Origin of the sequence: Oscillibacter sp. CU971, from assembly GCF_905219725.1 — a bacterium.
Classification (GTDB): domain Bacteria; phylum Bacillota; class Clostridia; order Oscillospirales; family Oscillospiraceae; genus Oscillibacter.
The window spans coordinates 1-4,629 of the sequence record NZ_CAJMXG010000223.1 but is presented as its reverse complement, the minus strand read 5'-3'; the positions used below and the strand labels follow the sequence as shown (position 1 = coordinate 4,629).

The window sequence follows — 4,629 nt, the reverse complement described above, 5'->3', positions numbered from 1 at the left end:
CGCCCCGCCCCTCCTCCCGCCGGAGCGGGACCGGGATGCCGTCCTGGAAGAGCTGGAGGCCGTCCGGGCGGACCTGTCCGCCCTCCGCTCCAGCCTGGACCGCATTGCCGGGCGGCTCCACGCCGCCGGGGAACCCCTGGCCCTCCAAGCCGCCGCCGAGCGTCTGACGGACGAGATCGCCGCCCTGGAATCGGAGTACGCCGCCATCGAGCTGGCCATGTCCGCCCTGGCCCATGCCAACACCCAGCTTCAGGGCCGCTTCTCCCCCGCCCTGGGNAAGCGCGCCGCGGNGATCTTCGACCGCCTCACGGACGGGGCCTACGGCGGCGTAATTTTGGACCGGACCCTCCGGGTCTCGGCGGAGCCCGCGGGCACCGGCGTCCCCCGGGACGTGGGCTATCTCTCCGCCGGAGCGGCGGACCAGCTGTACCTGGCGGTGCGCCTGGCGGTCTGCGATCTGGTCCTGCACCCGGAGAACCCCGTGCCCATCGTCCTGGACGACGCCCTTTCCAGCTTTGACGACCAGCGCTGCGCCGCCGCNCTGGACTATCTCCGCAAGGAGGCGGAGAAGCGCCAGANCCTGCTTTTCACCTGCCACAGCCGGGAGGCGGCGTATTTCCAAGACNACCCCGCCGTCTCCATCCAGGTCTTGACGGCCCCGGGAGGGAAGGTATAGAATACCCTCGTCTACTATTTTCATAAAAGAGGAGATTGTACACCATGAGCGAATGCACCCACGACTGCTCCACCTGCGGCGAGTCCTGCGCGGACCGCCCGGAGCCCCAGTCCCTTTTAAAAGAGCTGAACCCCCACGCCCGGGTGGGCAAGGTCTTCGGCGTCGTTTCCGGCAAGGGCGGCGTCGGCAAGTCCATGGTCACCAGCCAGCTGGCGGTGACCATGCACCGCCGGGGCCATGCCGCCGGCATTCTGGACGCGGACGTCACCGGCCCCTCCATCCCCAAGGCCTTCGGCGTCCACGGCCAGGCCGTGGGCGGGGAGGACGGCATTTACCCCATGGAGTCCCGCACCGGCATCCAGATGATGTCGACGAACCTGCTCCTGCCCAACGAGACGGACCCGGTTATCTGGCGGGGCCCGGTCATCTCCGGCGTGGTCCAGCAGTTCTGGNCGGACGTCCTCTGGAACTGCGACTATCTCTTTGTCGACATGCCCCCGGGCACCGGGGACGTGTCCCTCTCCGTCGTCCAGTCCATCCCCCTGGACGGCATCGTGGTGGTGGCCTCTCCCCAGGAGCTGGTTTCCATGGTGGTGGAAAAGGCCGTGAAGATGGCGGAGATGATGNAGGTCCCCANCCTGGGCCTTATCGAGAACATGAGCTATGTCCTCTGCCCGGACTGCGGGAAGAAGCTCCGCCTCTTCGGCGAGGGGAAGACCGCCGGGGCGGCAAAGCGCCACAGCCTGCCCCTGCTGGCGGAAATGCCCATCGACCCGGCCCTGGCGGCCCTGGCGGACGCGGGGGACATCGAATCCTTCCAGGGCAATTGGCTGGACGCCGCCGCCGATTTGCTGGAGAAAACCTAAGCCAAAACCGCGCTCCGTCCCCGGAATCCCAGGGCGGGGCGCGCCGCTTTTTCCAAAAATATGTACTGACCGCACAAGACCCTGCCCCGATTTTGTGGGGAACGGCAATTGCAAAATCCGCCGTCATTCGACATAATAAGAAGGGTAACCATATGATATAAGGAGGAACGCGCTATGCAGGAGCTGAAAGACCGCATCGTCAAGGAGGGTAAGGTCCTCCCGGGAAACATCATCAAGGTGGACGGATTCCTGAACCACCGCGTGGACACGGAGCTGATGGACCACATCGCCCAGGAGCTGGGGCGGCACTTCGACATGGACGGCGTGGATGTGATCCTCACCGCCGAGGCCAGCGGCATCGCCCTGGCGGCCGTGGTGGCCCGCCACTTCGGTAAGCCCATGATCTTCGCCAAAAAGGCCAAGAGCGACAACATCGAGGGCGGCCTGTATCAAAGCGACATCTTNTCGTATACTTAGAAAAAGAAGGTCACCCTCCTGGTCAGCAGGGAGTGGCTCCACGCCGGGGACCGGGTGCTGGTGGTGGACGACTTCATGGCCAACGGCGAGGCCATGCGGGGCCTGTGCGACATCGTGGAGAAGGCCGGGGCGAAGCTCGTGGGCATCGGCTGCGCCGTGGAAAAGGGCTTCCAGGGCGGCGGCGACCGCCTCCGGGAGGCGGGGGTGAACCTCCACTCCCTGGCCATTATTGAACGCGCCGAGCCCGGCAGCATCGTCTTCCGGGAGGAATAATTCCCCCTCCCCGCAACCTCCCCGCCCCTTTTCTCGTCTTTACAGATACAGATAGACTGATTTTGAAAAGGAGGCTTTCCCATGAAACGAATTTTGTTCCCCCTGTGCCTCGCGGCCCTGCTGCTTCTCTCCGCCTNCCGGGAGGCGGAGGCGGGCGACGCCAAGCCCGTGATCTACCTCTACCCGGAGGAGGAGACGGAAGTCACCGTCCGCCTGGACTACGACGGAACGCTCACCTGCACCTATCCCGCCTATGAAGACGGCTGGACCGTCACCGCCGCCCCCGGCGGCACGCTGACGGACGAGTCCGGCCAGACCTACAGCTACCTCTACTGGGAGGGCGTGACCCGGACGGAGTACGACTTCTCCCGGGGCTTCTGCGTTCCCGGAGCGGACACCGCCGCTTTTTTGGAGGACGCCCTCAGCCGCCTGGGCCTCACCCGCCGGGAGGCCAACGAATTCATCGTCTACTGGCTTCCCCGGATGGAGGCCAATCCCTATAACCTGATCGCCTTCCAGGCGGAGGACTACACGAATCACGCCCGCCTTACCGTCACCCCGGAGCCGGACAGCCTCCTCCGGGTCTTTATGGCCTGGAAACCCCTGGAGGCCCCGGCGGATCTCCCCGCCCAGGAGCTTCCCGCCTTCAAGCGCACCGGCTTCACCGTGGTGGAGTGGGGCGGGGCGGAGCTTTCTTCCTGACGCGCCTCCCTGTCCGCCGCGTCCTCCCGCCTCCGGGGCGGCCAAATCTAACAAAAGAACCGAGGAACCATTTATGCCCCATCAAACCGTCGTCATTCTGGACTTCGGCGGCCAGTACAACCAGCTCATCGCCCGCCGGGTCCGGGAGCAGGGGGTCTACTGCGAGGTCAAGCCCCACACCACCCCCGTCGCGGACCTGAAGGCCCTGGCCCCCATCGGCATCATCTTCACCGGGGGCCCCGGCAGCGTCTACGACCCCGCCGCCCCCCACGCGGACCCGGAGATCTTCCAGCTGGGCGTGCCGGTCCTCGGCATCTGCTACGGCTGCCAGCTCCTGGCCCACCACCTGGGGGGAAAAGTCGCCGCCGCCCAGAGCGATTCCGCCCGGGAGTACGGCAAGACCGAAACCGCCTTCGACACGGACTGTAAGCTCTTCCGGGGCCTCCCCGCGAAAAGCGTCACCTGGATGAGCCACGGCGACTATATGGAAAAGGTCCCCGCGGGCTTCCGCCTGACGGCCCGCAGCGCCGCCTGTCCCAACGTGGCCATCGCCGACGAGGCCCGGGGCTTCTACGGCGTCCAGTTCCACCCGGAGGTGAACCACACCGAGCAGGGCGCGGCCATGCTGCGGAACTTCCTCTACGAAATCTGCGGAGCCTCCGGCGACTGGACCATGNAAGACTATAAGGAAACCGCCGTCCGCCGCCTCCAGGAAACCATTGGGGACGGAAAGGTCCTCCTGGCCCTCAGCGGCGGGGTGGACAGCTCCGTGGCCGCCGCCCTGCTGGCGGAGGCCGTGGGGCCCCAGCTCATCTGTGTCTTCGTGGACCACGGNCTCATGCGCCTGAACGAGGGGGACGAGGTGGAGTCCGTCTTCTCCCAGCGGGACATCCGATTTATCCGGGTCAACGCGGAGGATCGTTTTCTCTCCAAGCTTTCCGGCGTGACCGAGCCGGAGGGTAAGCGCAAAATCATCGGCGAGGAGTTCATCCGGGTCTTCGAGGCGGAGGCCAAAAAAATCGGCCGGGTGGATTACCTGGCCCAAGGGACCATCTACCCCGACGTCATCGAGTCCGGGGCGGGGGACGCCGCCGTCATCAAGAGCCACCACAACGTGGGGGGCCTGCCGGATTATGTGGATTTCAAAGAAATCGTGGAGCCCCTGCGGATGCTCTTCAAGGACGAGGTGCGCCAGCTGGGCCGGGAGCTGGGCCTGCCGGAGTACCTGGTGAGCCGCCAGCCCTTCCCGGGGCCGGGCCTTGCCATCCGCTGCATCGGCGAGGTGACGAAGGAGAAGCTGGATCTGCTCCGCCGGGCGGACTTCATCTTCCGGGACGAGATTGCCAAGGCGGGCCTTGCCGGGACCATGGACCAGTACTTCGCCGTGCTGACGAACCTGCGCAGCGTGGGAGTCATGGGGGACGGCCGGACCTACGATTACGCCCTGGCCCTGCGGAGCGTCACCACCAGCGACTTTATGACGGCGGACTGGACCCGGATTCCCTATGAGGTCCTGGACCGCGTCAGCGTCCGGGTGGTGAACGAGGCGCCCCACATCAACCGGGTGCTCTACGACATCACCAGCAAGCCCCCGGCGACGATTGAATTTGAATAACAGGAGGACACCCCCATGTC

The 4,629-nt window shown here is 65.7% G+C and carries 5 protein-coding genes; all 5 read left to right on the top strand.

The features are described 5' to 3' along the window. Positions 1-676 (top strand): ATP-binding protein (locus JX325_RS18200; RefSeq protein WP_374220618.1); only part of this gene is annotated, 676 nt, incomplete at its 5' end. 44 nt (positions 677-720) lie between these two features. Then, positions 721-1,542, top strand: coding sequence for a P-loop NTPase (locus JX325_RS12830; RefSeq protein ID WP_204791502.1), 822 nt, complete (start codon positions 721-723; stop codon positions 1,540-1,542). 495 nt (positions 1,543-2,037) lie between these two features. Next, positions 2,038-2,292, top strand: coding sequence for a phosphoribosyltransferase family protein (locus tag JX325_RS18740; protein WP_374220619.1), 255 nt, complete (start codon positions 2,038-2,040; stop codon positions 2,290-2,292). A gap of 81 nt (positions 2,293-2,373) precedes the next feature. Beyond that, complete coding sequence (locus JX325_RS12820) at positions 2,374-2,994, top strand: hypothetical protein (RefSeq protein ID WP_204791501.1); 621 nt, start codon at positions 2,374-2,376, stop codon at positions 2,992-2,994. A 73-nt stretch (positions 2,995-3,067) separates the two neighbouring features. After that, the gene (guaA, locus tag JX325_RS12815) at positions 3,068-4,609 is read left to right on the top strand and encodes a glutamine-hydrolyzing GMP synthase (RefSeq protein WP_204791500.1); all 1,542 of its coding nucleotides are present in this window, start codon (positions 3,068-3,070) and stop codon (positions 4,607-4,609) included. Positions 4,610-4,629 lie beyond the last annotated feature (20 nt).